This is a genomic window from Noviherbaspirillum massiliense JC206 (assembly GCF_000312045.1).
Taxonomy (GTDB): Bacteria; Pseudomonadota; Gammaproteobacteria; order Burkholderiales; family Burkholderiaceae_D; genus Noviherbaspirillum; species Noviherbaspirillum massiliense.
This window is the reverse complement of the sequence record NZ_HE978634.1, coordinates 237291-261745: the sequence shown is the minus strand read 5'-3', so window position 1 is coordinate 261745 and position 24455 is coordinate 237291. Positions and strand designations below refer to the sequence as shown.

Below are 24455 nucleotides of genomic sequence, written 5' to 3'. Positions count from 1 at the left end.
TCCGGAAGATTCAGGATCCTGCGTCATTCGGAGGCACCTCCGAAAGCTTTCCGGCATTTGAGGGATCGTCAGTCAAGCCGAGCAGTTCCAGAATACGCTCATTAGCCTCTTCCAGCCCACTCCGCTTCATGGCCGAGAATAATTGCGCCGTGAAGGGAAAAGGCTGGCCCAGTTCATCCACATAACTGCTCAATACCGTGCGGGCCAGGCGAAGCGCATTGGTCGCATCATTGCGCCCAAGCTTGTCCGCCTTCGTCAGCAGGCAATGCACTGGCTTCCCGGTCGGCACAAACCATTCCAGCATCTGCACATCCAGCTCGGTAAAGGGACGGCGCGCATCCATGATCAATACCAGAGCGGTAAGTTGTTCCCGGGACTGGATGTACGTGCCCAGCAGTTCATTCCAGTGCGACTTGGCTGCTCCCGGCACTTCGGCATAGCCATATCCCGGCAGGTCAACCAGCATGGCGCGGATCTCTTCCGTCCTGGCTGCATCCTTGCGGTGCTGGCCGACATGGGCGCCGCCTATGGAAAAATAATTGATGTGCTGCGTGCGGCCGGGTGTTTTGGAAGCAAATGCAAGCTTCTTCTGGTTGCACAATACATTGATCGCGCTGGACTTGCCGGCATTCGAGCGGCCGGCGAAGGCTATTTCCGGTACCTTCGTCCTTGGCAAATCGCGAAGGTGGTTCACCGTGGTGAAAAATCGGGCTTGCCAGAGCAGGGACATGAGCGTGAGCAGAAAAAGCGGGAGGGGCGGCAAAAATGCCGAGAAGCTATTGTACAATAAGGGGTTATGTCGATGCGCCGCGCAAACGAGGCGCCGGCATTCATAAAAAACCGCCGCTTAGGCCCAGAATTTTAATATCAAGTCTCAGGGTGTTTGAATGAATCGTGCGTTTGTACCAGTTGTGAAGTCCTTGTTCGTCGCGCTGCTGGCGGTTTCTTCCGCTACTCATGCCGCGGAAGAAAAAAAGCACCGAAGGTAGACCCGGCCAAGGGCGAGCAGCTCTTCACCAATGGTGATGCCGCACGCAACATCGTGGCCTGCGTCTCTTGCCATGGCGCTGCCGGAAACTCGACCATCGTGCAAAATCCGAAACTCGCCGGCCAGCCTGCTGCCTATATCGCTAAGCAGCTCGCCGATTTCAAGACGCCGCAGCGCAATAATCCGGTGATGAGCCCGATTGCGAAGAATCTGAGCGAAGAGGAGATGATGAACATCGCCGCCTTCCTCGAGAAGCAAACACCGAAACCCGGTGCCGCAAGGAACAAGGACACGATTGAACAAGGCAAGAAAATCTTCCGCGCCGGCATCGCTGAAAAGAGTGTTCCGGCCTGTGCAAGCTGCCACGGTGCAGACGGCGGCGGGATCCCGGTTCAATTTCCTCGCCTTGCTGGCCAGCATCAGGATTACACTGTGACCGCACTGACGAATTTCCGTTCGGGCGCACGCAACAACAGCCCACAGATGACGACAATTGCCAAGCGCATGTCGGATGACGAAATCAAGGCAGTAGCGGATTACGTTGCTGGGTTGAAATAAGCACTGCCGCAGCAAAATAAAATAAAAGAAAATTTGTCAGGGGGTGGCGCAAGCTGCCCCCTTTGCTTTTACGAATGGATCACATGAGCGTTAGCACTTCCGGGCTGGAATTGAAAACCAGGCAAAGATGGCTGGCAGACTTCGTCGAGCTGCTGTCGTCGATGCGTTTCGCCATTAGCCTGCTGACGCTCATCGCGATCGCGTCGGTCATCGGTACGGTGCTGAAGCAGAACGAGCCGATGCCGAATTACGTGAATCAATTTGGTCCGTTCTGGTTCGAGGTGTTCAACAAGCTCGGCCTGTATTCCGTGTATTCGGCCTGGTGGTTCCTGCTGATCATGGGCTTCCTGGTCGTATCGACTTCGCTCTGCATCATCCGCAACGCGCCCAAGATGCTGAAGGACATGCGCAGCTGGCGCGAAAACGTGCGCGAACAGTCGCTGCGCAATTTCCATCACAAGGCCGAATGGGCATCACCGCAGCCGCGCGTAGCGCTCGTCCAGCAGCTGGCTGCCCGCGTCGCTGCAGCCGGCTACAAGATCAAGCTTGCCGACAAGGGTGATGCCACTCTGATTGCCGCAAAACGGGGCGCAGCGAACAAATGGGGCTACATCTTTGCGCATAGCGCGATTGTCATCATTTGTATCGGCGGCCTGCTTGATTCGGACTTGCCGATCCGTTTCCAGCAGTGGTTCGGGGGCAAAACGCCATTCAACGGCAATGGCATCATCGCCCAGATTCCGGCGCAGCATCGCCTGAGCCTGAGCAACCCGACCTTTCGCGGTAATACCCTGATTCCGGAGGGAAGCAGCAGCAGCACTGCCATCCTCCCGCAGCAGAATGGCGTGCTGATACAGGATCTGCCATTCACCATCGAGTTGAAGCAATTCATCATCGAGCATTACTCGACCGGCATGCCCAAGCTGTTCGCAAGCGAGGTGGTGGTGCACGACCATGAAACCGGGAAGACCTTTCCTGCAACGATCAAGGTCAACGAGCCGCTGATCTACAAGGGCGTGGCAGTCTATCAGTCGAGTTTCGAAGATGGCGGCAGCAAGCTGAGGCTGGTCGGCTATCCGATGAAGGGCGCGGATGAGAAATCCTTCCCGATAGCAGGCGAAGTCGGCGGATCGACGCCACTCGACAAGCAAGGCGGCGACTACACTGTCGAATGGGCCGATTTCCGGGCATTCAATGTGGAAAACATGGCCCAGAATGGCCAGGACGCGCGCGCGGTCAATCTCAACAAACCGTTCAACGAAAGAGTCAGCTCAGGACTGGAAAAGCATTTGGGCTCGGCGGCGAAAGCTGCGAACAGCAAGGATCTGAAGAATGTCGGACCGAGCGTGCAATACAAGCTGCGCGACAAGACCGGCCAGGCGCGCGAATATCACAATTACATGCAGCCGGTGCAGGTCGATGGCTCCTACGTCTTCCTGACCGGCATGCGCGAATCGCCCGCGGAACCGTTCCGTTACCTGCGCATTCCGGCCGATGACAATGACTCGGTAGAGGAATGGATGCGCCTGCGCGCCGCCGTCGCCGATCCTGCGTTGCGTGCGCAGGCGGCCCAACGCTATGCGCGGCTGGCGGTGCCGCAGACACGCAGCGAGGCCAGCCAGTTGCGCGACCAGTTGCAGCAGTCGGCATTGAAAAGCCTGTCGATTTTCGCCGGCGATGAGCGTCAGGCCGGTTATCTCGCCGTCTCGAATTTCCTGGAAAAGATCCCGCCTGCCGAGCAGGAGAAGGCAGCGGAAGTCTTCATGAAAATCCTGAACGGAAGCCTGTGGGAATTGTGGCAGGTTGCCCGGGAAAAGGACGGCTTGAAACCATTCGTTCCGGACGAAAAGCACGCACGCTTCCTGCAACTGAGCACGAATGCCTTGTCCGATGCGTTTTTCTATCATGCGCCGGTCTATCTGCAGCTGAGGGAATTCGATCAGGTGAAGGCCTCGGTGTTGCAGGTGACACGCTCGCCCGGCAAGAAGATTGTCTATCTCGGGTGCCTGTTGCTGGTGATCGGCGTGTTTTCGATGTTCTATGTCCGCGAGCGGCGCCTGTGGATCTGGCTGAAATCCGAACCGGATGGCCAGTCGCGTGCCGTGATGGCAATGAGCACCCAACGCAAGACGCTGGATTTTGAAAAGGAATTCGAAACGCTGAAAGTGCAGCTGGTGCAATCAGCCTGATCCCCGGCAGGCGTCAAAAGCCTGCCAGGAAATGACCGGAGACAATCATGGAATTGACCCAAACTCAATCGCAGACTTATGCGCCGCCGCGTGGCTTCTTTCGCCGCCTGACGCTGATCGACTGGCTGTTTGCCGCCGCGCTGCTGGGAGGTGCGCTGTTCGCTCTGAGCCGTTATGGCGCGTATATGGACTACTACGAGAAAGCCGTTCTGCTTCTGTCCGTTCCGACTTTCGCCTGGCTGGGCTGGCAATGGAAGCCGATACGCGGTTTGATGGCCTTGCTGGCAGTCCTGGCATTGTCGGCGACGGCGCTGTACGGCGGCGCGCTGGATGCGGCCAACCAGAAATTCCTGCTGAAATATTTCCTGTCGAGTCAGTCCGCGATCCTGTGGATGAGCACCCTGTTTTTCCTGTCGACGCTGTTTTACTGGGGCGGCTTCCTTGTCCGCTCGGATTTCGGCGCCTCGGTAGGCAGCAAGCTGTGCTGGTCCGCGGTAGTGCTGGGTTTTACCGGCATGCTGGTGCGCTGGTACGAATCCTATCTGATCGGCCCGGATATCGGCCATATCCCGATCTCCAACCTCTACGAAGTGTTCGTGCTGTTCTGCGTGATCACGGCCTTGTTCTATTTGTACTATGAGCAGCATTATGCGACGCGCCAGCTTGGGCCCTTCGTGCTGCTGGTGATTTCCGCCGCGGTCGGCTTCCTGCTGTGGTACACGATCAGCCGCGAAGCTTCGGAGATCCAGCCGCTGGTGCCGGCGCTGCAAAGCTGGTGGATGAAAATCCACGTCCCGGCCAACTTCATCGGCTATGGCACCTTTGCGCTGGCCGCGATGGTGGCAGTGGCCTATCTGCTGAAATCGTCCGGCGTGCTCGCCGAGCGACTGCCCTCGCTGGAGTTGCTGGATGACGTAATGTACAAGGCGATCGCAGTCGGCTTCGCTTTCTTCACGATTGCTACTATCCTCGGCGCACTGTGGGCAGCCGAAGCCTGGGGCGGTTACTGGTCGTGGGACCCGAAGGAAACCTGGGCCCTGATCGTCTGGCTCAATTACGCGGCCTGGCTGCACATGCGCCTGATGAAAGGCTTGCGCGGACAGGTGGCGGCGTGGTGGGCACTTGGCGGCCTGCTGGTCACCACCTTTGCCTTCCTCGGCGTCAACATGTTCTTGTCCGGACTGCATTCATACGGCCAACTCTGATCTGCGAAATGGTGTAAGGTTGTCATTATTCAGGCCAAGCTTGTAATGAATCTTGCACCATGGAGCAGCCATGTTCATCAAGCGACATTCGTACGGCGTCGATTGTCCCCGCGCATCTGAAATCACGCCGCGTGAGCTGTTCGAATCGCGTCGAACTTTCCTGAAGCAGCTTGCCGTCGGCTCGATAGCCGGCGGTGCGCTCGCAGACATGGCGACGCGCGAGGCGTTCGCGCAAACGACAGGCGCACAGAAGCTTGCTGCAACTGCCAATCCCGCCTACGTCATCATGGACAAGGTGACGTCCTTCAAGGACGCGACCACCTATAACAATTTCTACGAATTCGGCACCGACAAGACCGAGCCCTCACGTAACGCCGACGCGCTCAAGACTCGCCCCTGGACGATCGCCATCGAAGGCGAAGTCAAGCGGCCGATGACCCTGGATATCGATAGCCTGCTCAAGCTGGCCCCGCTGGAAGAGCGGGTCTACCGCTTGCGCTGCGTCGAAGGCTGGTCGATGGTCATTCCCTGGATTGGCTATTCCTTGTCCGAGCTGATCAGGAAAGTCGAGCCGAATGGCAATGCGAAATACGTCGAATTCGTCACGCTCGCCGACAAGAAGCAGATGCCGGGCTTGCGCAGCCCTGTGCTGGAGTGGCCTTATGTCGAAGGCCTGCGGCTGGATGAGGCAAACCATCGCCTGACGCTCCTGACGCTTGGCATGTACGGCGAAGTTCTGCCCAATCAGAATGGCGCCCCGGTGCGCATCGTCGTGCCATGGAAGTACGGCTTCAAGTCCCCCAAATCGATCGTGAAGATCCGGTTTGTGAGGGAGCAGCCGCGCACCGCCTGGAATATCGCCGCCCCGCAGGAATACGGCTTTTATTCGAACGTGAATCCGGAAGTGGACCACCCGCGCTGGTCGCAGGCCACCGAGCGCCGCATTGGGGAGGACGGATTTTTTACGCGCAAGCGCAAGACTCTCATGTTCAACGGTTACAGCGAAGTCGCTTCCCTGTATGCCGGAATGGATTTGAAGAAGTTCTTCTGATGGTCGAGCTGCTCCGGCAGCAGCGGTCATCCCCGCATCTCTGCTGCCGGTGTCACTCCCGTTCCATGGCGATATTCATGTTCAATCCTGCCCAGACTCAACTCAAGATCATCAAGTTCGCACTGTTCGCCACAGCCTTGCTGCCTTTCTTGCGCGTGGTCGTGTTTGCCTTCACCGACCAGCTCGGCGCCAATCCGATCGAATTTATCACCCGCAATACCGGCGACTGGACCTTGTATTTCCTCTGCCTGACGCTGGCAGTCACGCCGCTGCGGCGACTGAGCAAATGGAACTGGTTGATCAAGCTGCGCCGCATGCTGGGCTTGGTTGCCTTCTTTTACGCGGCACTGCACTTCATCACCTTCCTCTGGTTCGACCATTTCTTCGATGTGCGGGAAATGTGGAAGGATGTGCTCAAGCGCCCGTTCATTACGGTGGGCTTTTGTGCCTTCGTGCTGCTGATCCCGCTGGCGGCAACGAGTACGAATGCCATGGTGAGGCGCTTGGGTGCGCAGCGCTGGCAGCGGCTGCATCGCGCGATTTACCTGATCGCACCATTGGGCATACTGCATTTCTGGTGGATGAAGGCCGGCAAGAATGACTTTGCCCAGCCGATCCTATTCGGCATCATCGTCGCGCTGCTGCTTCTGGTGCGCGTCATTTACTGGCGCCAGCAGCAGGCACAGAGTCAGAAGCGCCAGGTCAAGCCGACTCCAACCTGATGGCCCGGCTGCTCAGTGCACTTGCTGCATGGCAGACCAAATCTGATACCGGCATCGAGATCCAGGTCTTCACGCGGCGAATAAATCCCGCCGGTCACGATATATCCTGGATGCGCACTGCTGGCTTTGGCCGGGTCCTGTGCCAAGCCGGTATCCAATAACCACTTCCAGTGTTCGCCAAGAGCGTAGATGATCGCCGTCGACGCGCGCCATATGACACGGCGGTTCGCTTCCCGGTCTTCTTGCAGTCCGAAGCGATTGACTGTCGCGGCAATATTGCCATGCCATTGCCATGGCCCTGTCTCGTAGGATGCCACGAAGGTAAGTGCGGCGCTCGTGCGGCCATTGCCCAAACCCTTGTTTTCATTCCCGCTTGGCAGCAAAAGTTCCGGTTTGATCGCGAAGCTCGCCGGGCCATTTTCCAGCGCCCGCCATTTCAGGCCTACCGACAAGTCATTCAGGCCGGAAGGCCCAGAAATGCCGACCGGCATGTTCACCAGCGCATCAAGCTCGCGTGTCACACCATAGGTATAGGTGAAGCCAGCCTTGCCGGTTCTGTCACTGCTTGTGCCAGCCCAATCGGTATTGAGCTCGATTTGATGATTGCCCTTGTCCTGGGTGCCGCTGTCTTCGGTGACCAGCGGATGCGCCCCATGTGCGCAGGGAGAAAGGAGGCAGAGCGTCAGGAATGGTAGCCGCCAGGAGGGCATTCGGATCATTCGTCGATGCCGTACCATTCTTGGCGGCGGCGCTCAATCCACAATCGATTCCAGAGCGAACAGGTTCTCCGGAACCTCCCTCTTGCGAACCAGATGCACCCGGTCGCCATCCACCAGAACCTCAGCAGCCCGGCCCCGGGTATTGTAGTTCGAAGCCATGCTCATGCCGTACGCGCCGGCCGACATGATGGCGAGCAGGTCGCCTTGCTCGATCGCCAGTGCGCGGCCGCGCGCCAGCCAGTCGCCCGACTCGCATACCGGTCCGACCACATCGTAGGTCTGCACTGCCGACGTGCGCTGCAGCACCGGCTGCACGGCATGCCATGCCTCATACATCGCCGGCCGCATCAGGTCATTCATCGCCGCATCGACCACGGCGAAATTCTTTGTCTCGCCATGCTTCAGGTATTCGACCTTGGTCAGCAGGATGCCGGCATTGCCTGCAATCGAGCGGCCGGGCTCAAACATGACTTGAATCGGGCTGCCATTGTGTCGGCGCTGACGCCACTGATCCACCCTGGCAAACAAACGGTCCAGATAGGCACCGATGGCGACTGGCCTTTCCTGGTCGTACGTAATGCCGATGCCGCCGCCGATGTCCAAGTGGTGCAGAACGATGCCTTCTTCCGCCAGCTGGTCGACCAATTCGATCACCTTGTCGAGCGCTTGCAGCAAGGGAGCGTCATCCAGCAATTGCGATCCGATGTGGCAATCGATGCCGACCACCTTGATGTTCGACATGCCGGCCGCGGTCCGATAGGTGAGCAGAGCATCTTCATATGCGATGCCGAACTTGTTTTCCTTCAGACCGGTGGAAATGTAAGGGTGAGTTTTCGCATCCACGTTCGGATTCACGCGCAGGGAAACCGGCGCCCGTTTCCCCAACTCTTTCGCGACCTGGTTCAGGCGGTGCAGCTCTGCCACCGACTCCACGTTGAAGCACAGGATGTCGTGCGAGAGCGCGAGTCGCATTTCTTCTTCGTTCTTGCCGACGCCGGAAAAGATCACCTTGCGCGGATTTCCTCCCGCTGCGATCACGCGCAGCAATTCACCGCCGGACACGATATCAAAGCCTGAGCCGAGCTTGCTCAGCAGGTGCAGAACCGCCAGGTTGGAATTGGATTTCACCGAATAGCAAACCAGCGCGGTATCTGCGTTACGCCCGTTTTTCTTGCAAGCATTCGCATAGGCGGAGAAATGTTCGACCAGCGCTGCTTTCGAATAGACATAGGTGGGGGAGCCGAATTGCTTGGCAATATCGGTCAAGGCAACGCGCTCGGCATGCAGAACGCCGTTCTGGTAAGAAAAATGCGGCATGGTTTCAATCAATTATCGAGAGGCTGGAGTATCGCTTGGCGTTGCAGTCGCAGGAGACGCCGGCGCCGGGATGGCGGGGGGAGTCGCGGTCTTATCCGGCTGCGGCTTGGGAAGGAACAGCGGCCCCTTCTGGCCACATCCGGCGAGCAGGCTGAGGGAAACTGCAATGGCAAGCAAACCAGGGCGCGACAAATCAGGGAGAGACTTCACGATTAGAATCACGATTTGGATAAAACTCACCGGAGTGTAGCATGACTGAATCGGAATTCCTGGCCTTGGCGGAAGCGACCCTGAACGATATCGAAGCCGCGCTGGAACGGGCATCGAGCGACAGCGATCTGGACGTAGAATGCAGCCGCAGCGGCAATGTGATGGAAATCGAGTTCGTCGACAACGGCTCGAAAATCATCGTCAATAGCCAGGAGCCGATGCAGGAGATCTGGGTCGCAGCGAGATCCGGCGGCTTCCATTATCGCCATGAAGGCGGGGTCTGGAAGAATACGCGCGATGGGTCCGAACTGTTTGCCGCATTGTCAAAAGTGGTTAGCGAGCAAAGCGGCACCCCGGTCATTCTCGACGCCCGGCGCCAATAAAAAAAGGCCGGAGCATTTCCCCAATGCTCCGGCTTCTTCTTGAATCGCGCGGTCAGAACAATTCGTTCTTTACCTCGTCCTTGGTTTTTTCTTCTTCCGTCGGTGCTTGTTCATCCACGCCGACACTGCGTACACCCATGCCCGGTGGATTCTCGGCGTAATAGAAATCACCATTCGCATAGATGATGCCTTCCGGTGCGACCCGATCCTCGATGGGCAAATCTTTCAAAGCCTTTTGCATGTAGCTGATCCAGATCGGCAACGCCAGTCCGCCGCCGGTTTCCCGGTTGCCCAGATTCTTCGGCTGGTCAAATCCGATCCAGGCCACGCCGACGATCTTCGGGTGATACCCGGCAAACCAGGCATCCATCGAGTCGTTTGTGGTGCCGGTCTTGCCGGCGATATCCGGGCGCTTCAACACCAGCGCCTTCATCGCCGTGCCATGCTTGACGACGTCTTTCAGCATGCTGTCCATCAGAAAGGCGTTGCGCTCGTCGATCACCCGATTCGCTTCATTGCCGGCCTTGTCGGGATCCACTTGCAGCAAGACCTTGCCATTGGCATCCGTGATCTTGGAAATGATGTACGGATTGACCTTGTATCCCCCGTTGGCAAACACTGCGTAAGCACCTGCCATCTGCAGCGGGGTGACCGCGCCGGCGCCGAGAGCAAGCGTCAGGTAAGGCGGGTTCTTGTCGGCATCGAAGCCGAAACGGGTTGCATATTCCTGTCCGTACTTGGGGCCGATCTTGTCCAAAATGCGGATCGAAATCATGTTCTTCGACTTGGTCAGGCCCTTGCGCATCGTCATCGGCCCTTCATACTTACCGTCATAGTTCTTCGGTTCCCACGCCTGGCCGCCGGTCTGGCCTGCATCGAAACTGAGCGGCGCATCGTTGATCACGGTTGCCGGTGACATGCCTTTTTCCAGCGACGCCGAGTAAATGAAGGGCTTGAAGGAAGAGCCCGGCTGGCGCCATGCCTGAGTCACATGGTTGAACTTGCTGCGGTTGTAGTCGAAGCCGCCTACCAGGGCGCGGATCGAGCCGTCGGTGGTATTGGCGGCTACGAATGCCGCTTCGACTTCCGGCATCTGGGTGATGGCCCATGATTGCCCCTCGGGCGTCACGCGGATGATGGCGCCGCGCCTGATGCGGCGGTTGGGCGGCGCCTTGGTGCTAAGTAAATTGGCGGCGAAACTCAAACCATTGCCGGAGATGGTGATTTCCTCGCCCGAGGACAGCATGGCGCGAACTTGTTTAGGCGAGGCATCGAGCACGACGGCTGCCACAATGTCATCGCTATCCGGATGCTCCGCCAGTTCCACTTCGATCGCATTCTCGGCCTCATCCTTCGATGCCGGAATTTCCATATAGCCTTCCGGCCCGCGATATCCATGGCGGCGCTCGTAATCCATCACCCCGCGCCGCAACGCCAGATAAGCCGCATCCTGATCCGCTTTCGTGATCGTCGTATAGACGTTCAGGCCTCGGGTGTAGGTATCGTCCTTGAATTGTTCGTAGACCAGCTGGCGCGTCATCTCGGCGACGTATTCGGCATGAATGCCAAACTCGCTGCTGTCGGTCTTGATTTTGAGCACCTGATTCTTGGCAGCCTCATAGTCGGCCTGATTGATATACCCGAGGTTGTACATCCGCTCCAGAATGTACTGCTGGCGGGCACGCGCTCGTTTGGGGTTGGCGACAGGGTTGTAGGCCGAGGGCGCTTTCGGCAGGCCGGCCAGCATTGCCGCTTCGGCGACGGTCAGGTCTTGCAGCTTCTTGCCGAAATAGATCTGGGCTGCGGATGCGAATCCATATGCGCGCTGGCCCAGGTAGATCTGGTTCATGTAGACCTCAAGAATCTGGTCTTTCGACAGATTCTTTTCAATCTTCCAGGCCAGCAGGACTTCATAGATCTTGCGCTTGAAGGTCTGCTCGCTGGTCAGGAAGAAATTGCGGGCGACCTGTTGCGTGATGGTCGACGCACCTTGCTTGGCACCGCCAGACAGGTTGTGCACGGCAGCGCGTACGATGCCGATATAGTCCACCCCGCCATGCTCATAGAAGCGGTCATCTTCGATCGCGAGCACCGCCTTTTTCATGATGTCCGGCACATCCTTGATGCGCACCAGGTTGCGGCGCTCTTCCCCGAATTCGCCGAGCAGCACGTTATCCGCGGAATAGATTCTCAGCGGGATCTTTGGCCGGTAATCCGTCAGCGAATCAAGTGCTGGCAGATTCGGATAGGCCATGGCCAATGCAAAACCGATGACCAGGATGCCCGCAAGGCCCAAGCCGAAGAGCCCGCCCAGGATGCCGAGTACCACGCGTGCCCACACTGGAAAGGAAGATTTGGACGTGCCCGAAGTGCGGCCTGAAGAATTTTGAGAAGACATGCGGAAAGTTGCGGAGGTCAGTGAATGTGCGCTGCATTATAGCCATGAGAAAGCTTGCTATGCGACAACGAGGAATCCGATCAGGGCGTGTTAACGGCGTGGGGTTTTGGCAACGAAATTACAAATTACTCAAAGGAAATTGCTTTACACCATGCAAACCTTGTTGCTAGCATTTAATGTAACGTTGGATGTGTGTCGCCTAAATATAGGTTTTTAAAAGGTTTTTTGCGGTCTTATTCGCTATTCCGCGATTCGACAACAAAAAAAGTGGTGCGTTCACGCAATAAGCCACATTTTCGGGGAGGTAGCCCTTGAGCTTAGATCTGGGTTTCTTATTCGGTAACAAAAAACTGCCTCTCGTAGGCGTGGATATCAGTTCATCAGGGGTCAAGCTTGTTGAATTGTCCGAGGCGGGGAGGAACGAATTCCGCCTGGAGCGCCTTGCAAGTGAGCCTTTGCCTCGCGGCGCGGTGGTTGACGGCAATATCGAAAACATCGAGCAGGTCTCCGAAGCGGTGCGCCGCGTCTGGAAGAAAAGCGGCACACGCGCCAAGCATGTCGCACTAGGAATGCCGCCGGCATCCGTGATCACCAAAAAGATTGTCCTGCCGGGTGGACTGAACGAGGATGAACTCGAAGTCCAGGTGGAAAGTGAAGCCAGTCAATACATTCCTTTCGCACTCGATGAGGTCAGTCTCGACTTTGATGTAATCGGCCCCGCACCGAGCGCGCCGGAAGATGTTGAAGTCATGCTCGCTGCTACTCGCAAGGAAAAGGTCGAAGATCGGGTGGCTGTGGCCGAGGCGGCCGGATTGAAGCCGATCGTGATGGACATCGAGTCTTATGCAGCCCGGGCTGTGGTTGATCGTCTCGCCGAACGTCCGGCAAAAGGGGGGCAGGGACAGATCGTTGCGCTATTCCAGATCGGCGCCCAGATGACGCATGTATCGATGCTGCTTGACGGGCAGGCGGTGTATGAGCGCGAACAGCCCTTCGGAGGCAATCAGCTGACTCAGGAAATAGTGCGTGCTTACGGCCTGTCTTTTGAAGACGCGGAGTCAAAGAAAAAAACCGGGGATCTGCCGGACGGCTATGAACGAGAGCTTCTGCATCCATTCCTGGAGAATGCCGCCCTCGAAGTTACCCGAGCCATCCAGTTCTTCTTCACTTCCACTCCCTACACGCGAGTCGATCATATATATCTGGCGGGAGGTTGTGCAGTACTTCCGGGGCTGGTGGAGCTGGTCAACGAACGGGCGCAGGTTCCCACATCGGTCTTCAGCCCATTCGAGGGCATGCAACTGGCCTCTGGCGTGCGTGAAAAGCAATTGCGGGCGGAAGCGCCGGCCTTTCTGGTTGCCTGTGGTTTGGCAATGAGGAGATTCGACCAATGATCAAGATTAATCTCCTTCCCCATCGTGAAGAGAGACGCAAGCAGCGCAAGCAAGCTTTTGTCGGCATGCTGGTACTCTCCGCGATACTGGGCTTTGCCATCGTGCTGGCAGGCGGTGGCTATTTCGCTGCCCAGATTTCCAATCAAAATCAGCGCAACGACTTCATCAAGGCCGAGAACAGGAAGCTTGACGAGCAGATCAAGGAGATCGCCATGCTCAAGCAGGAAATCGAGGCGTTGAAGGCCAGGCAGCAGGCGGTCGAGGATTTGCAAAGTGACCGCAACCAGCCGGTTTATCTGATGGATGAACTGGTCAAGCAGGTTCCAGAAGGGGTTTACCTGCGTGCGTTCAAGCAGGAAGGCCAGCGTGTCGCACTCAATGGCTATGCGCAATCGAACGAGCGCATTTCCGAACTGCTGCGCAATCTTGGCAATCATTCACCCTGGCTGGAGCGGCCGGACCTGGTTGAAATCCGCTCCGCTGTGGTGGGGCAGGGCAAGGATTCCAAGAGGGTTTTCGATTTCACTGTCAACGTCGGTATCAAGCGCCCCCGGGACAAGGAAGCAGCTGCCGCCAATTCGGGCAGTGATGCTGCCGCCCAGGCCAAGTCCAAGCAACTGTGACATGAGAGACGCATCATGGCAGATCTAAAAAACATCGGAAACTCGCTTTCAGCCCAATTTCGCGGTCTGAACGGACGCCATCCCGGGCAATGGCCGCTCATTCCACGGCTCCTGTGCGGGGTCGGCGCAATGCTGGGCGTGATTGTCGTCGGCTGGTTCCTGTATTTGCAGGAGCAGCAGGATGAACTTGCACGCGGCGAGCAGGAAGAGACTCAGCTGAAGGACCAATACAAGGTCAAGGTGCAGCAGGCAGTCAACCTGGAAGCTCTGCGCAAGCAGAAAGAGGAGGTCGGCGAGTACGTGGCTACTCTGGAAAAGCAGTTGCCGAGCAAGGCGGAAATGGATGCACTGCTGTCCGACATCAATCAGGCCGGACTTGGTCGTGGATTGCAATTCGAATTGTTCAAGCCGGGGCAGGTCGTGGTGAAGAATTATTACGCCGAACTGCCCATCAACATCAAGGTGACCGGCAGTTACCATGATGTCGGCGCCTTTACCAGCGACATCGCGAATTTGCCACGCATCGTCACTCTCAACAATCTGGCTCTGGCGACCGGTAAGGACGGCGTGCTCACTCTGGATACGGTGGCGAAGACCTTCCGTTACCTCGATCAGGATGAGGTGCAGGCCCAGCGCAAGGCATCAGGTCCCAAGGGAGGAAATAAGAAATGACCAGTTCGCGGATTTTGCATGCCGCTACCTTGGCAGTCATGCTGGCAGGCCTGACTGGATGTGGCGACGGTGGCGTGCACGAAGTGAAGCAATGGATGGATGAAACCAGGCGTAGTGCGAAAGTGATGATCACGCCAATTGCGCCGCCGAAGCAATTTACTCCGTCTGCTTATGACGGCAAGAACGATGTCGACCCTTTCAGCCCGGTCAAGCTCTCCATCGCGCTCGCCAAAGCCCAAGCGAATTCCAACAGCGGAATCAAGCCCGACTTCGACCGCCGCCGCGAAGCACTCGAAGCTTACCCGCTGGACACCATCACGATGGTTGGGACGCTGGAAAAACCTGGACTGAGCTATGCGTTGCTGCAAGCGGACAAGACGGTTTTCAAGGTGAAAGTTGGGAATTACATAGGGCAGAACTTCGGCATGGTTACCAAGATTACTGCCACCGAAGTCGAGTTGAAGGAAATCGTTCGAGATGCGTCCGGCGAATGGGTCGAGCGTGATGCCAAATTAGAGTTGCAGGAGAATAAGAAATGATGACGATCAAACAGCTAGGACGTGTGGGCGCATTGATGCGCAAGGCGCTGCAACCAGCCGGTTTCCTGTTTTTGTCGGCGCTATGTACTTTCGCCGCTGCGCAGGAAAACGCCATCGAATCCATCAGCGCCAGTCAGCAAGGCGCAAACATCATCGTCAAGGTCGGCTTAAAAAATCCGGTCGCCAAGCCGCCGATTGGTTTCGCGATTACCAATCCGGCCCGGATTGCGCTCGACTTTGCGGGTACCGCAAATGCGACCGGCAAGACTGCGCAGGATATCGGCTTGGGTGATGTGCGGTCGGTGAATCTGGTGCAGGCTGGCCAGCGTTCGCGGCTGGTATTCAACCTTTCCCGTCCCTTGAACTACGCGACCGCAATCGAGGGCAATACCGTCATCATGACGATCGATGGCTCCGGCGGTGTCGCCACTGCTGTGAATGCGTCCGGAGTGCGGGCGGCTTCTCAGCCCGCCGAAACGGGCAAGCCGGCAATCAAGGACATCGATTTCCGGCGCGGCGCCGGCGGCGAAGGCAGGATCGTGGTTGATTTGCCGAGCAACCAGATCACAGTCGATGTGCGCCAACAAGGGAAAAAGATCGTCGTCGACTTTTTGAAGGCAAACTTGCCGGAAGTACTCCGCCGCCGCCTCGATGTTACCGACTTCGGCACGCCGGTGCAGACCGTCACCACCACGCCGAAGGGTGAGAACGTGCAAATGGTGGTCGAGTCCAAGGGATTGTGGGAACACAGTGCCTATCAGAGTGACACGCAATTGATCATTGACGTGAAGCCGATCAAGGAAGATCCGAACAAGCTGACTCAAGGTACCCAAGGTTATCGCGGTGAGCGCTTGTCCCTCAATTTCCAGAATGTGGAAGTGCGGGCAGTATTGCAGGTCATCGCCGACTTCACCGGCCTGAATATCATCACCAGCGACACTGTGAACGGCAACCTGACCTTGCGTCTGAAAGACGTGCCCTGGGATCAGGCCCTGGATATCGTGATGCAGGCCAAAGGCTTGGATATGCGTAAAAACGGCTCGGTCCTGTGGATCGCGCCGAAGGATGAAATCCTCACGAAGGAAAAGCTGGAACTGGAACAAAAATCCCAGATTGCCGAACTCGAGCCACTGAGGACGGAAACTTTCCAGTTGAATTACCAGAAGGCGGAATCATTCAAGCAGGTGTTCGGCATCGATGCGGGAACCGGCCGTAGCATCCTGTCCAAGCGCGGCAGTGCCGTGGTGGATCCGCGCACCAATCAGCTCTTTGTGACGGATATTCCTTCCAAGCTGGAAGAAGTCCGGAAACTGGTTGAGAAAACTGATATTCCTACCCGTCAGGTGCTGATTGAGGCCCGCATTGTGGAAGCCGACGACAAGTTCAGCAGAAACCTGGGTGCCAAACTCGCTTTCGGATATCGCGGAACGCCAAACAATGCGATTCTCGAAGGTAGTGGCACGCAGACCGGGACCAATACCACTGCTCCAGGATTGAACTCCAGCGCATTGCAGACGGTGAACGGCAACCCCGTCAATTTGCCAGCCAATGGCCTGAATGGGTATGACGCAAGTTCGCTTGCCTTGACATTATTCAATGCCTCGCTGACCAAGTTCATTGGCCTGGAGTTGTCCGCTTTGGAAGCGGAGGGCAAGGGCAAGGTCATTTCTAGTCCTCGCGTTATTACCTCGGATCAGTTGAAGGCATTGATTGAGCAGGGCACGGAACTGCCTTATCAGCAGGCAACGAGTAGCGGCGCCACCAGCATCGCCTTCCGTAAAGCGAACCTGAAGTTGGAAGTCACACCTCAGATCACGCCGGATGGAAATGTGATTCTGGATGTGGATATCAATAAGGATACGGTGGGCGATGTCACCACTGCCGGGATCGCAATCAACACCAAGCATGTCAAAACACAGGTCTTGATTGATAATGGCGGTACGGTTGTCATCGGTGGCATTTTCCAGCAGGTTGAAAGCGAAAATGCTACCAAGGTGCCATACCTAGGCGACATTCCGGTGCTTGGCCGCTTATTCAAAACAACGGCCCGTACCAATGACAAAACGGAATTGCTGATTTTCCTCACTCCGAAGATCATCAACGAGAAGGTCAGCGTGAATTGATGACCTTTGTATGAGAGGCCACGGACAAGCGTCCGTGGCCGCAAGAAAGTTGCTAGAGTTGCGAGAGAATATTTTCCTGGTCGGCTTGATGGGCGCGGGCAAAACGACCGTGGGGAGGGCTCTTGCACGGCGCCTGGGCAAACAGTTCATCGACTCCGATCATGAAATCGAGGCACGCACCGGTGCCTCAATCCCTTGGATCTTCGAGATCGAAGGGGAGGCGAGTTTTCGAGCACGAGAAGCCGAGGTCATACGCGACCTTACCAGCCGCTCCGATATCGTGCTGGCTACTGGCGGCGGTGCAATTCTCAAGCCGGAAAGCCGCGAATACTTGAAAGCACGCGGCACCGTGATTTATCTGCGCGCCAGCGTCAACAGCATTTTGCAACGGACCAGCCACGACAAGAATCGTCCATTGCTGCAAACAGCCGATCCGAGGCAGCGCATAGAGCAATTGATGCGCGAGCGCGAGCCGCTCTACCTTGAGGTTGCCGATCTGGTCGTCGATACCGGTCGACCTAACGTACAATCCTTGGTGCAGACGATTCTCGGCCAGCTTGAACTGGCCGATGGTAAACAAGTGCCTGACGGAAAGCCAGGCTGATTTCTCCCGCATCCATAATGACGCCGTATCCTTCCCCGACCACACTTCAGGTTGAATTGGACGACCGAAGCTATCCGATCACGATAGGCCAGTCGCTCCTTGCCAAGGACGATTTATTCACGCCTTACATCAAGGGCAAGCGAGTGGCGATCGTCACCAATGACGTGGTTGCCCCTTTATACCTCGAACCTTTGCGCCAAACGCTGCTGGCCGCGGGCAAGCAGGTTACTGCCATCGTGCTGCCGGACGGGGAGGAAGAAAAAAACTGGTCAAGCCTGATGCGGGTCTTCGATGTTCTCCTACAAGAGAAATGTGACCGCAAGACGACCCTGGTGGCGCTTGGCGGCGGCGTGATCGGCGACCTCACCGGCTTCGCCGCCGCGACCTACATGCGCGGCATTCCGTTCATCCAGGTTCCGACCACCCTGCTGGCACAGGTGGATTCCTCCGTCGGTGGTAAAACCGGCATCAATCATCCGCTCGGCAAAAACATGATCGGCGCCTTCTACCAGCCGCAGGCAGTGATCGCCGATACGTCGACGCTCGACAGCCTGCCGGCCCGGGAATTGTCTGCAGGGCTGGCCGAAGTCATCAAGCACGGCGCCATCATCGATGCCGCATTCTTCGACTGGATCGAGGACAACATTGCCAAGCTTGTCATCCGTGATCCGGAAGCGCTGGCGTTTGCAATCAAGCGCTCTTGCGAAATCAAGGCAGATGTCGTGCGCCAGGACGAACGCGAAGGCGGCTTGCGAGCGATTCTCAACTTCGGTCATACCTTTGGCCATGCCATCGAAGCGGGGCTCGGCTATGGCAAGTGGCTGCATGGCGAAGCCGTCGGCTGCGGCATGATGATGGCGGCAGACTTGTCCCACCGCCTTGGCTTCATCGATGGCAACACCGTTCAGCGCATCGCGGCCGTGGTCAGAGCTGCAGGCTTGCCAACTGTTGCTCCTGACCTCGGTGTCGAGCGCTGGCTTGAGCTGATGCAGGTCGACAAGAAGAACGAAGGGGGGCAGATCAAATTCATCCTGCTCAAGCCGCTCGGAACATCGGTCGTCATGCCGGTTCCGCAGGATGCCCTGCGGGCCACCTTGAAGGCCTGTGTGCAAGCATGAATTTCGACGCCCGCCTTGCGCCTTATGCTGCACATCCCGCGGCATCGCGAGGCCGGCGCTTCCCCGAGCCAGCGCCCGGCTCGCGCACCGAATTCCAGCGTGATCGCGATCGCATCATTCATTCCACGGCATTCCGTCGCCTCGAATACAAAACCCAGGTCTTCGTGAATCACGAAGGGGATCTGTTTCGCACCCGCCTAACGCACAGCATCGAAGTCGCGCAGATCGCCCGCTCCATCGCGCGTAATCTGTCTCTGAATGAAGATCTGGTCGAAGCGATTTCGCTCGCCCACGACCTCGGGCATACCCCGTTCGGGCACGCCGGACAGGAAGCCCTGAATGCGTGCATGAAGGACTATGGCGGCTTCGAGCATAATTTGCAGAGCCTGCGTGTCGTCGACGAACTGGAAGAGCATTATGGCGCGTTCAATGGCCTCAACCTGATGTTCGAGACCCGGGAGGGCATACTCAAGCACTGTTCCCAGGCAAACGCGAAGGCGCTGGGCGACATCGGCCAGCGCTTCATCGAAAAAAAGCAGCCTACTCTGGAAGCGCAACTCGCGAATCTCGCCGATGAAATCGCCTACAACAACCATGATATCGACGATGGCCTGCGCTCAGGCTTGCTGACCACGGCGCAGCTGGACGAAATCGACTTGTACGCCCGTCACCGCAGGGAAGTCGAGGAAGCCTTCCCGGGTATCAGCGGACGCCGTGCGATCCATGAAACGATACGCCGCATGATCAATGCCCTGGCAGTGGACTTGATCGACACTTCACGGGAACGCATTCAGGCCGTGCCCTTGAAGACAGCGGATGATGTGCGCAATGCGCCACCATTGATTGGCTTTTCCGATGAGATGACGCAGCGGGCGACGCTTCTGAAGCGCTTCCTGCGCGAGAACCTGTATCACCATTACCAGGTCAACCGCATGACCAGCAAGGCGCGACGCATCATCCGGGAACTGTTCGAGGCCTTCACGGAAGAACCCCGCTTGTTACCGCCCGATTACCAGGTAACGGGAAGCGACGGCGCCGGCAAGGCGCATGCTCAGGCGCGCAAAGTGGCGGACTACATCGCCGGAATGACCGATCGCTATGCGATGCGCGAACACCGGCGCCTGTTCATGGTGGACGAGGCTGAACCCAGATTCAGCTGAGATCGCGCAAGGGATGAGCATATGCCGGCCACGCCGGTTCGAAGAAACGCTCAACCATCTGCGGTGAAACCTCATTGAGTGTCGCCGGATTCCATTGCGGAGCATTGTCCTTGTCGATCACCACTGACCGCACGCCTTCGAGCACCTCCCCGTGTTCGAACACCCGACGCACCAGGTTGCGTTCCATCCGCAGGCATTCCGCTACCGTCATGCCGGCGCCGCGGCGGATTTGCGAAAGCGTCACGCACATCATCAAAGGCGAACGCTTGCTCATGGTCGCAAGCGTCTTTTGCGCAAACGATGAATCACTGTGCCTCAATGCATCAATGATCGACTGCACGCTGTCATGGTCAAAGCAAGAATCGATCAGGCTCCGGTTTGCCGCCAGCACGCTGTTGGCCGGATCGGCTTGTGACTGGAACGACGCCGAAAAATCGAGCGCTGCCTTATGCAGGTCCGCAGCCCCGTCCGAGGCAAGCAGGTCCATCAGCGCCGGCAATTGCGCCGACGGCAGGAACACGTCGGCCAGACCGGCATGCAAGGCATCCGCCGCCGCGATGATTTCGCCGGTCACGCCGAGATACGCGCCAATCTGTCCCGGAGCACGCGACAGAAAATAACTGCCACCCACATCGGGAAACAGACCGATATTCACTTCCGGCATGGCCATCTTCGTGCGCTCCGTGACGATGCGAAGGCAATTGGCCGGATTTCCCTGCGCAATGCCCATGCCGCCACCCATCACGATTCCATCCATGACAGCAATATAAGGCTTGGGATAATAGCGAATCAGATGGTTCAGCGCATATTCCTCGGTGAAGAAATCCTCGAGCAGGGCACTGCCGTCCAAGGGCGTGCTTCTCCCGGCTTCATAAAAAAAGCGGATATCACCCCCGGCGCAAAATGCCTTTTCACTGGAGCTGTGAATAACCACGGCAGCAAGCTTGGGTTCGTCGCGCCAGGCGAGCAGGCAAGCTGTCAAAGCCCGCACCATATCAAGTGAAAGTGAATTCAGGGCCTTCGGCCGGTCCAGGGTAATGAAACCGGTCCTGCCCTTGATCGCGGTTCGGATAAATTCGGTCATGAAGGGGAATCATCGGAAATGAACAGACTGCCATTCTAATAGGGCTGGCCAAATTACTGCATTAGTTGGGACCGCACCCGTGCAGCCAATAAAAAAGGGCGCTTCGTTTGCGCCCTTTCCGTTCACGACTGTATCAGTGTGAAGCCCGCATGTTAGGAGGCGGGGTTCGCTGCTTCCGGCATTCGCTTGATCGCTTCGTGCTGATGATCCTGGACCTTGCCCTTGTATCGGAGAACCTGGCGGTCGAGCTTGTCGATCATGCTGTCAATGGCTGCGTAAACATCTTCCGCGAAACTCTCCACATGAATGACATTGCCCTTCAAACGCATGTTCACTTCCGCTCTTTGCCGCTTATCCTTCTGCGCAGGTTTTTCGACGCCGAGAATGACTGCAACATCGATGACATCATCAAAATGGCGCACGACGCGTTCCACTTTGCTCGTCACATAGTCGCGGATGGCGGGAGTCAATTCAAGGTGTTGTCCACTGATCAAGATATTCATACAGCGCTCCTATGGATGGTATCGCTGGCGGTTCGCAACATGCCGGCCCAGGCAGGCGCGCCGGAACACAGCGATGGAAAAACACAACAAAAGAGACTACAAGGATTTGCGCAAGTTCACGGGTGGAATCTTTAAAGCTTCCCGGTATTTCGCCACTGTACGACGCGCAACTACCATGCCTTGTTCCCCGAGCATGTCGGCAATTTTGCTGTCGGAGAATGGGTTCCTGGGATCTTCCGCTCCTATCAGTTGTTTGATGAGCGCACGAATTGCCGTCGACGAAGCCTCGCCGCCAGCTTCCGTAGCAACATGACTGCCGAAGAAATACTTTAATTCGAACATGCCGTGCGGAGTAAGCATGTATTTTTGGGTGGTGACCCGAGAAATAGTACTCTCGTGTAAACCCAGTGTATCAGCAATCTCCCTCAGGACAAGAGGCCGCATCGCCACTTCCCCGTGAGAAAAAAAGTTGCGTTGGCGGTCGACGATTGCCTGAGCCACGCGCAGGATGGTGTCGAAGCGCTGGCGCATGTTCTTGATCAGCCACTTGGCTTCCTGCAACTGCGAGCTCAGCGATCCTTCGCCCTTGTTCTGCTTCAGGATATTCGCATACAAGGCATTGACCCGAAGCCGCGGCATCACTTCATGATTGAGCATTGCCTGCCAGCCGTTCTTGGTCTTCTTCACGATGACATCCGGCACAACGTAATCGGACGCGCCTGAAGAAAACATAGCCCCGGGATGGGGATTGCACTGCCTGATGATCGCCTGCGCCTCCCGCAAATCCTCGTCATCGCAATCCAGGAGTTTTTTCAGCTTGTTGAAGTCGCGCTGTGCAAACAATGCGAGATGGTTCTCCACGATGGCCAGCGCACGCCGCCGGGTAACCAGTGGCACCTTGGGGAAACGCCGGATCTGGATCGCCAGGCATTCGGCAGCATTGCGTGCAGCCACGCCGGCGGGCTCGAAACTCTGCAGCAGCTTCAGCGCAACCGAAAGATCATCGAGCTCAATGCCCAGTTCTTCCGGCAAGCGTGCATGGATCTCTTCGATTGATTCTTCCAGATAGCCATTGTCGTCCAGCGCATCGATGATCAGTTCAAGCAACGCACGGTCGCGCGCTTCCCGCACCGTCAGCCGGACCTGTTCCAGCAGATGCTCGCGCAAGGTGATCTCGGGTGCCTCGAGTTGCGGCCGTGCATCCTCGTCATCAGGCGCCTTCGAAGTGCGCGCAACATCATCGAAGCTCCAGTCGGCCTCGCCGGAGCCAGCAGCATCTGCACCATCATTTCCTTCGAATCCGCTTTCGGCTTCGCCGGATTCGGCGGGTGCAGACTCGTTATTGGCAGGCTCGGACAGCCCGGTGCCGGTGCTGATTGCGCCATCCGCCAGAAGGCGGATCGAATGATCGAGCGGGTCATCCACGCGTTCGAGCAAGGGATTGTCCGACAGGATCTGTTCAAGTTCCTGATGCAGTTCGAGCGTCGACAACTGCAACAGACGAATCGACTGCTGCAACTGCGGCGTCAGCGCAAGATGCTGCGATATGCGAAGTTGTAGAGTCTGTTTCATTGCGATGTATGGCTCCCGTTACATCCGGAAGTGTTCACCCAAATACACGCGTCGCACCGATTCGTTGGCAATAATGTCATCAGGGCGTCCGCTTGCCAGAACGGAACCCTGGTTGATGATATAGGCGCGGTCGCAAATCCCGAGCGTCTCGCGCACGTTGTGATCGGTGATCAGCACCCCGATGCCGCGCTCTTTCAGGAAGCGCACAATGCGCTGAATCTCGATCACTGCAATCGGGTCGACGCCGGCAAAAGGCTCATCCAGCAGGACGAAGCGGGGGCTGGTCGCCAAGGCGCGCGCAATCTCCACGCGCCGGCGCTCTCCCCCGGACAAAGACAGCGCCTGACTCTCGCGCAGCTTTTCGATCTGAAGCTCCGCAAGCAGGGTATTCAGGCGCTTGTCGATCACTTCCTTTGGGAGCGGCTTGCCGTCCTGGCGCTGCAGCTCCAGCACGGCACGGATATTCTCCTCGACCGTCAGCTTGCGGAAGACCGAGGCTTCCTGCGGCAGATAGGACAGGCCGAGCATTGCGCGGCGATGGATGGGCAGGCGCGAGATGGCGACACCGTCGAGGTCAATGCTGCCCGCATCCGATGGCACGAGACCGACGATCATGTAGAAAGAGGTGGTTTTGCCGGCGCCATTCGGCCCGAGCAAACCGACTACTTCACCGCTTTCCACCTGCAAGGAAACATCACGCACCACCTGCCGGGCGCCGTAGCTCTTTTGCAAGCCATTCGCAACCAGGGTACTTACCATCTCATTTATCCTTCGTTTCGGTCCGCGGCTGAATGACTGCCGTGATCCTTCCCTTGCCTTGCTTGTTCTCGCCGGAGGGGGTGGTATTTACTGAAAAAAATTCGGCGCGACTGTCATAAGAAATGAAGTCCCCTTCGATCTCGTCTAGCGGCTTGCCGCCTTCCAGGCGGCGAATCTTTGCCCGGGTGAAAAGCTTGACGAGCTCCGCCTTGCCATCGTATTCGATGCGTTCGGCCTGCCCTTCCACCCACAGGTTCTGGCCGCCGTCGCGTTTCTGACGGAATGTTGCCAGTCCACCTGAAGGTGCCAGCAGCGTGGCGTATTGATAACCGGCCGGATCTTGAGAGACCACCACTTTCCCCGCGTGCATAGTCATCGTGCCGCGTGTCATCACGACGTTGCCGGTGAAAGTCGTGATTTGCTTCGCGTCGTCATAAGCCATCTGGTCGGCTTCGACCTTGGTCGGCTTGTCCGCATCGGCTTTCTCCGCTTGGACAATGCCGGTTGCGAGCATGCACAGCAGGGCGAACAAAAAATGTTTCATGAAAATCTCTTCAAGGATGC

General features: G+C 57.2%; 21 protein-coding genes and 2 pseudogenes. 13 read left to right on the top strand and 10 right to left on the bottom strand.

From position 1 onward, the window contains the following. Positions 1-10: 10 nt before the first annotated feature. Positions 11-730 (bottom strand): ribosome biogenesis GTP-binding protein YihA/YsxC, encoded by a 720-nt coding sequence (gene yihA / locus HGHM_RS01275; RefSeq protein WP_026075590.1) that lies wholly within the window; start codon positions 728-730, stop codon positions 11-13. 157 nt (positions 731-887) lie between these two features. Here yihA and HGHM_RS20335 point away from each other — a divergent pair. The 5 genes and pseudogenes from HGHM_RS20335 to HGHM_RS01250 all read left to right on the top strand — a co-directional run bounded on the left by HGHM_RS20335 (position 888) and on the right by HGHM_RS01250 (position 6713). Beyond that, positions 888-1546 (top strand): annotated as a pseudogene (locus HGHM_RS20335) (c-type cytochrome). A gap of 83 nt (positions 1547-1629) precedes the next feature. Beyond that, positions 1630-3735, top strand: coding sequence for a cytochrome c biogenesis protein ResB (locus tag HGHM_RS01265; RefSeq protein ID WP_026075589.1), 2106 nt, complete (start codon positions 1630-1632; stop codon positions 3733-3735). Between the two features lie 47 nt (positions 3736-3782). Continuing rightward, positions 3783-4940: a c-type cytochrome biogenesis protein CcsB gene (gene ccsB, locus HGHM_RS01260; RefSeq protein WP_019139688.1), complete on the top strand. Its 1158-nt coding sequence runs from the start codon at positions 3783-3785 to the stop codon at positions 4938-4940. A gap of 70 nt (positions 4941-5010) precedes the next feature. After that, the gene (gene msrP / locus HGHM_RS01255) at positions 5011-5991 is read left to right on the top strand and encodes a protein-methionine-sulfoxide reductase catalytic subunit MsrP (RefSeq protein ID WP_019139687.1); all 981 of its coding nucleotides are present in this window, start codon (positions 5011-5013) and stop codon (positions 5989-5991) included. Between the two features lie 77 nt (positions 5992-6068). Beyond that, positions 6069-6713, top strand: a complete 645-nt coding sequence (locus HGHM_RS01250) for a protein-methionine-sulfoxide reductase heme-binding subunit MsrQ (protein ID WP_019139686.1) — start codon at positions 6069-6071, stop codon at positions 6711-6713. Here the strand turns inward: HGHM_RS01250 and HGHM_RS01245 are convergent. The 3 genes from HGHM_RS01245 to lptM are packed head-to-tail and all read right to left on the bottom strand — an operon-like array spanning position 6680 to position 9073. Further along, positions 6680-7432 (bottom strand): transporter, encoded by a 753-nt coding sequence (locus HGHM_RS01245; protein ID WP_019139685.1) that lies wholly within the window; start codon positions 7430-7432, stop codon positions 6680-6682. The two genes, HGHM_RS01250 and HGHM_RS01245, sit on opposite strands and share 34 nt — an antisense overlap. Positions 7433-7465: 33 nt before the next feature. Next, positions 7466-8749 (bottom strand): diaminopimelate decarboxylase, encoded by a 1284-nt coding sequence (lysA, locus tag HGHM_RS01240; protein WP_019139684.1) that lies wholly within the window; start codon positions 8747-8749, stop codon positions 7466-7468. 12 nt (positions 8750-8761) lie between these two features. Then, entirely contained in the window at positions 8762-9073 is a 312-nt protein-coding gene (lptM, locus tag HGHM_RS22530; protein ID WP_081583576.1) for an LPS translocon maturation chaperone LptM, read from the bottom strand. Here lptM and cyaY point away from each other — a divergent pair. Next, complete coding sequence (gene cyaY, locus HGHM_RS01235) at positions 9001-9342, top strand: iron donor protein CyaY (protein WP_019139683.1); 342 nt, start codon at positions 9001-9003, stop codon at positions 9340-9342. The two genes, lptM and cyaY, sit on opposite strands and share 73 nt — an antisense overlap. A gap of 52 nt (positions 9343-9394) precedes the next feature. Here cyaY and HGHM_RS01230 read toward each other — a convergent pair whose 3' ends face one another. Further along, entirely contained in the window at positions 9395-11740 is a 2346-nt protein-coding gene (locus HGHM_RS01230) for a penicillin-binding protein 1A (RefSeq protein WP_019139682.1), read from the bottom strand. 311 nt (positions 11741-12051) lie between these two features. Here HGHM_RS01230 and HGHM_RS01225 point away from each other — a divergent pair, with 311 nt between their 5' ends. The 7 genes and pseudogenes from HGHM_RS01225 (at position 12052) to HGHM_RS01195 (ending at position 19973) form a co-directional block, all read left to right on the top strand. Beyond that, a complete protein-coding gene (locus tag HGHM_RS01225) occupies positions 12052-13134 on the top strand; it encodes a pilus assembly protein PilM (protein WP_026075588.1) in 1083 nt (360 codons plus the stop codon). Then, positions 13131-13757 (top strand): PilN domain-containing protein, encoded by a 627-nt coding sequence (locus tag HGHM_RS01220; protein WP_019139680.1) that lies wholly within the window; start codon positions 13131-13133, stop codon positions 13755-13757. The genes HGHM_RS01225 and HGHM_RS01220 overlap by 4 nt, the downstream gene beginning before the upstream one ends. A 15-nt stretch (positions 13758-13772) precedes the next feature. After that, positions 13773-14429, top strand: coding sequence for a type IV pilus inner membrane component PilO (locus tag HGHM_RS01215; RefSeq protein WP_019139679.1), 657 nt, complete (start codon positions 13773-13775; stop codon positions 14427-14429). Then, on the top strand, positions 14426-14968 hold the full coding sequence (locus HGHM_RS01210) for a pilus assembly protein PilP (protein WP_019139678.1): 543 nt from the start codon (positions 14426-14428) through the stop codon (positions 14966-14968). The genes HGHM_RS01215 and HGHM_RS01210 overlap by 4 nt, the downstream gene beginning before the upstream one ends. Next, positions 14965-17091, top strand: a complete 2127-nt coding sequence (gene pilQ, locus HGHM_RS01205; RefSeq protein ID WP_019139677.1) for a type IV pilus secretin PilQ — start codon at positions 14965-14967, stop codon at positions 17089-17091. The genes HGHM_RS01210 and pilQ overlap by 4 nt, the downstream gene beginning before the upstream one ends. A gap of 88 nt (positions 17092-17179) precedes the next feature. Further along, positions 17180-18813, top strand: a pseudogene (aroKB, locus tag HGHM_RS20330) (bifunctional shikimate kinase/3-dehydroquinate synthase AroKB). Continuing rightward, a complete protein-coding gene (locus HGHM_RS01195; RefSeq protein ID WP_019139676.1) occupies positions 18810-19973 on the top strand; it encodes a deoxyguanosinetriphosphate triphosphohydrolase in 1164 nt (387 codons plus the stop codon). The pseudogene aroKB and the gene HGHM_RS01195 overlap by 4 nt, the downstream one beginning before the upstream one ends. On the opposite strand, the gene HGHM_RS01190 is transcribed toward HGHM_RS01195, so the two are convergent. The 5 genes from HGHM_RS01190 to lptA form a co-directional block, all read right to left on the bottom strand. Then, positions 19966-21057, bottom strand: coding sequence for an enoyl-CoA hydratase/isomerase family protein (locus tag HGHM_RS01190; protein WP_019139675.1), 1092 nt, complete (start codon positions 21055-21057; stop codon positions 19966-19968). The two genes, HGHM_RS01195 and HGHM_RS01190, sit on opposite strands and share 8 nt — an antisense overlap. A gap of 152 nt (positions 21058-21209) precedes the next feature. After that, positions 21210-21560: a ribosome hibernation-promoting factor, HPF/YfiA family gene (hpf, locus tag HGHM_RS01185; RefSeq protein ID WP_019139674.1), complete on the bottom strand. Its 351-nt coding sequence runs from the start codon at positions 21558-21560 to the stop codon at positions 21210-21212. Between the two features lie 96 nt (positions 21561-21656). Then, positions 21657-23132: an RNA polymerase factor sigma-54 gene (locus HGHM_RS01180; protein ID WP_019139673.1), complete on the bottom strand. Its 1476-nt coding sequence runs from the start codon at positions 23130-23132 to the stop codon at positions 21657-21659. A gap of 18 nt (positions 23133-23150) precedes the next feature. Beyond that, positions 23151-23891, bottom strand: a complete 741-nt coding sequence (gene lptB / locus HGHM_RS01175) for an LPS export ABC transporter ATP-binding protein (RefSeq protein WP_019139672.1) — start codon at positions 23889-23891, stop codon at positions 23151-23153. 1 nt (position 23892) lies between these two features. Continuing rightward, positions 23893-24435, bottom strand: a complete 543-nt coding sequence (lptA, locus tag HGHM_RS01170; RefSeq protein ID WP_019139671.1) for a lipopolysaccharide transport periplasmic protein LptA — start codon at positions 24433-24435, stop codon at positions 23893-23895. Positions 24436-24455: the final 20 nt, after the last annotated feature.